We start from the raw sequence: 3,952 nt of genomic DNA, 5'->3' as shown, positions 1-3,952 counted from the left end.
GCGCCCGCCCATGCCGCAGACGAGTTCGGTATCTCTGCGCTGGCGGCTCACCCTGCTGGCCGCCTCGGTGGTGGCCATCGCCGTCGCGGTCACCTCGATCGCCGCCTACGCGATGGTGGCGCGCGCGCTCTACGCCGATGTCGACGAGGCGTTGCGCGCCAGGGCCGCCACCATGATCGACAACAACTTCGAGTCCCTCGGCTTCCAGTCGATCATCCTGGCCGGGCTGTACTCCAACGACGTCGGCGTGGCGCTGATCTTCGCCGACCACAAGCCGTACATGCCGCCCCAGCGCACCATCCCGCCGGTGGGTGAACAGGAGCTGGCGGTGGCCGACGGTGAGCTGGCCAGTTCGCTGCGCACCGTCGACAGCCAGCGGGTGCTGGCGGTGCACACCAATTCCGGCGCCACGCTGGTGATCTCCCAGCGGCTCGAGCCGACGCGGGAGGTGCTCGACCGGCTGGCCTGGCTGCTGTTCGTGGTCGGCGGTTGCGGCGTGGTGCTGGCCGCCGCGGCGGGCACCGCGGTCGGCCGGACCGGCCTGCGGCCGATCGCCAGGCTGACCGCGGCCACCGAGCGCATCGCCCGCACCGACGACCTGACCCCGATCCCGGTCAGCGGCGACGACGAATTGGCGCGGCTGACCGAGAGTTTCAACACCATGCTGCGCGCGCTCGCCGAATCCCGCGACCGCCAGCGCAGACTCGTCGCCGACGCGGGCCATGAACTGCGCACCCCGCTGACCTCGCTGCGCACCAATATGGAACTGCTCATCGCCGCGGGCCGCCCCGACGCGCCGAGCCTGCCCGAGCAGGACATGGCCGATCTGCGCGCCGACGTGATCGCCCAGATCGAGGAGCTGTCCACCCTGGTCGGCGATCTGGTCGACCTGGCCCGCGAGGACGCCCCCGAGGCCGTCTACGACCGGGTCGACCTCGGCGAGGTCACCGAGCGGGCGCTGGAACGGGCCCGCCGCCGTCGCGCCGACGTCGAGTTCGTCGCCGAGCTGCGGCCGTGGTTCGTCTACGGCCACGACGCCGCGCTGGAGCGCGCCATCCTCAACGTGCTCGACAATGCCGCCAAGTGGAGCCCGGCGGGGGAGCAGGTGCGTGTGGGCATGCGCGAAACCGGCCGCGGGCTGCTCGAGCTGACCGTCGACGACGCAGGGCCGGGGATCGCGCCGGAGGAGCGGGAGCTGGTGTTCGAGCGCTTCTACCGCACCACCGCCTCGCGGTCCATGCCCGGTTCCGGGCTCGGGCTGGCCATCGTCAAGCAGGTGGTCACCAAACACGGTGGCACCATCACCATCGAGAACTCCGAGCGTGGCGGCGCGGCCATCCGCATCGTGCTGCCCGGTGAGGCGGGCACCCCGGTGGCCGGGCCGGTCCGGGCCGGGTGAGCCGAGCCCGCCGGTAACGATCCGGGTGGTGATCGGTGCCCGGGTGATTGCGCCCCGGCCCGCGCGGGGGCACTCTCGGACAACTGCAAGCGCGATCTCAGTTCGCTTTAAGCCGTCGCGGCCAGGCTCGACGGTGGACGTGAGGAGAAACGAGTACGCCATGACGGAGGAATTCGGGGCCGGCGGTTCGCGGCCCGCGCACCAGCCGAACCACATCCCCGGCCCCCATCCTGCCGGGCCCCATCCCGCTGGGCCCCATCACACCGGGCCCGATCCGACGCAGCCGTTCGCCGGGGGACCGGTGAGCGCCGCGACCGCGCAGCTCGCGCCGCCGCGGCCCGCGCGCTCATCGCGCGCCGGGCTGCTGGCGGGCGCGGTGGTGCTCGCTCTGGTCAGCGGCGGCGTGGGCGGGGCGGTCGGGGTGATCGCCACCCGCGAGGACAGCAGGCCGCCGGTCACCAACGCATTGGACGCGCCGCGGCCGGACGTGAGCACCGTGGCCAACGCGCCCGCGGGCTCCACCCAGGCGGTCGCGCAGAAGGTGCTGCCGAGCGTGGTGATGATCGAGGTCGCCAGCAATCGAGCCGAGGGCGAGGGTTCGGGGGTGGTGCTCTCCTCCGACGGACTGATCCTGACCAACAACCACGTCGCCTCCGGCGGCGGCAGCAACGCCACCATCGTGGTCCGATTCTCCGACGGCACCAGCGCGCCCGCGCGCATCGTCGGCGCCGACCCGGTCTCCGATCTGGCGGTGATCAAGGTGGAGGGGCGCACCGATCTGACGCCGATCGAGATGGGCACCTCGGCCGATCTGCAGGTGGGGGAGCCGGTCATCGCCATCGGCTCGCCGCTCGGCCTGGCGGGCACGGTCACCACCGGCATCGTCTCCGCGCTCAACCGCCCGGTCTCCACCAGCGGGCAGGGCACCGACAATCCGAACGCCCCGCAGCCGGTCATCGACGCCATCCAGACCGACGCCGCCATCAACCCCGGCAACTCCGGCGGCGCGCTGGTCGACTACGACGGCAGGCTCATCGGCATCAACACCGCCATCGCCACACTCGGCTCCGGCGGTCTCGGCGGCCAACAGAGCGGTTCCATCGGTCTCGGCTTCGCGATCCCGGTCGACCAGGCGCGCCGGGTCGCCAGGGAACTGATCGACACCGGCCGGGCCACCTACGCCCAGATCGGCATCAAACTGCGCCCCCAGGACAGCGTCGCTCTTGTGTTGGAGGCCACACCCGGTGGACCCGCCGCGGAAGCGGGTATACCCGCCGGTGCGGTGATCACCAAGCTCGACGACCGCGTGATCGATTCGGGCGAGGCGCTCATCGCGGCCGTCCGTTCCAGGCAACCAGGAGACAAGGTGAAGGTGACCTACACCGACGACACAGGCAACAATCCCACCACGGTCGAGGTCACCCTCACCGCCGCGACCGTGGACGGCGCGCGGTGAGCGGCCACCGACAGGACATCGGGCTGCGCCTGGTCACCGGCAGGGGGACGCCGAGCACGGCCGACCTGCCCGGCACAGACCTGCCCGGTACAGACCTGCTCGGCTCTGATCCGCTCGGGCCCGAGTTCCTCGGTTCCGAGCCGGACATCTTCGGTTCGGACCCTGACATGTTCGGTTCGCGCGCTACGGTGAGCACTATGGATATCGATGCTCCTGTGGCAGGTCGCGCTCTCGTGGTTGTCGTCGACGATCGGACCGCCCACGGTGGCGTGGACTCGATCGGCCCGCTGGTGACCGAACTGCTCACCGAGGCCGGTTTCCTGGTGGACGCCTCGGTGTCGGTGCAGGCCGACGAGGTGGAGATCCGCAACGCGCTCAACACCGCGGTCATCGGGGGCGTCGACCTGGTGGTGTCGGTGGGTGGCACGGGCATGTCCCCGCGGGATGTGACTCCCGAGGCCACCTCTCAGGTGCTCGATCGCGAGCTGCCCGGCATCAGCGAGGCGCTGCGCGCCTCCGGCCGTGTCGCCGGCTCGCTCGACGCCGGTCTGTCCCGCGGCCTGGCCGGGATCTCCGGCTCCACTCTCGTCGTCAATCTGCCCGGCACCCGCGCGGCCGTGCGCGACACCATGGCCACGCTGGCGCCCTTGGCGGGCAAGGTGATCGGCGAGCTGTCCGGTCTGGCGGAATGACCGGCGAGACCCACGACGACTCCCGCCCGGCGCGCCGCCGGGCGGGAGATGCCGCGCGCCTGGCGCGCATCTTCGGCGACACCCTGCCCGACACCACCGCCGACGCGCGGGAGGACGATCCGCGCGTGCGGACGGACTCGGGCGACGACTGGCTACGCTCCCAGGTGCCCCCGCACCACGGTTGAGCCGTTTCGTCCGGGCGCGTGTTCTGCACGCGCCCATCATTTCCCCGCCGGTAACTTCGGCGCGCCGTTCACATATTGCTGTGATCTTTCTCATTTCCGCTGGTGGTGTGCGGTGAGGTTCGGTTCGGGGCGGTCGTATCCGGGATAACTCTTTGCGCTCGACTCATGCCCAGCACGCTGCATTTATGCACGTCAAGAGATATCGGCATGAGAGGCCATG

General features: G+C 71.2%; 4 protein-coding genes. All 4 read left to right on the top strand.

Features of this window, described 5'->3' with window-relative positions; translation table 11 throughout:
* A partial coding sequence (locus QH283_RS26450) for a HAMP domain-containing sensor histidine kinase (protein ID WP_280505648.1) occupies positions 1 to 1,399 on the top strand: 1,399 nt, incomplete at its 5' end.
* A 160-nt stretch (positions 1,400 to 1,559) separates the two neighbouring features.
* On the top strand, positions 1,560 to 2,855 hold the full coding sequence (locus tag QH283_RS26445) for a S1C family serine protease (protein WP_280505647.1): 1,296 nt from the start codon (positions 1,560 to 1,562) through the stop codon (positions 2,853 to 2,855).
* A 197-nt stretch (positions 2,856 to 3,052) separates the two neighbouring features.
* Positions 3,053 to 3,547, top strand: coding sequence for a MogA/MoaB family molybdenum cofactor biosynthesis protein (locus tag QH283_RS26440; protein WP_280505649.1), 495 nt, complete (start codon positions 3,053 to 3,055; stop codon positions 3,545 to 3,547).
* Entirely contained in the window at positions 3,544 to 3,732 is a 189-nt protein-coding gene (locus QH283_RS26435) for a hypothetical protein (protein WP_280505646.1), read from the top strand. The genes QH283_RS26440 and QH283_RS26435 overlap by 4 nt, the downstream gene beginning before the upstream one ends.
* The last annotated feature ends 220 nt before the right edge of the window (positions 3,733 to 3,952 follow it).

The organism is Nocardia farcinica (assembly GCF_029867845.1).
In the GTDB taxonomy this organism is placed as follows: domain Bacteria; phylum Actinomycetota; class Actinomycetes; order Mycobacteriales; family Mycobacteriaceae; genus Nocardia; species Nocardia farcinica_A.
This window is presented reverse-complemented; position numbering and strand designations above follow the sequence as displayed.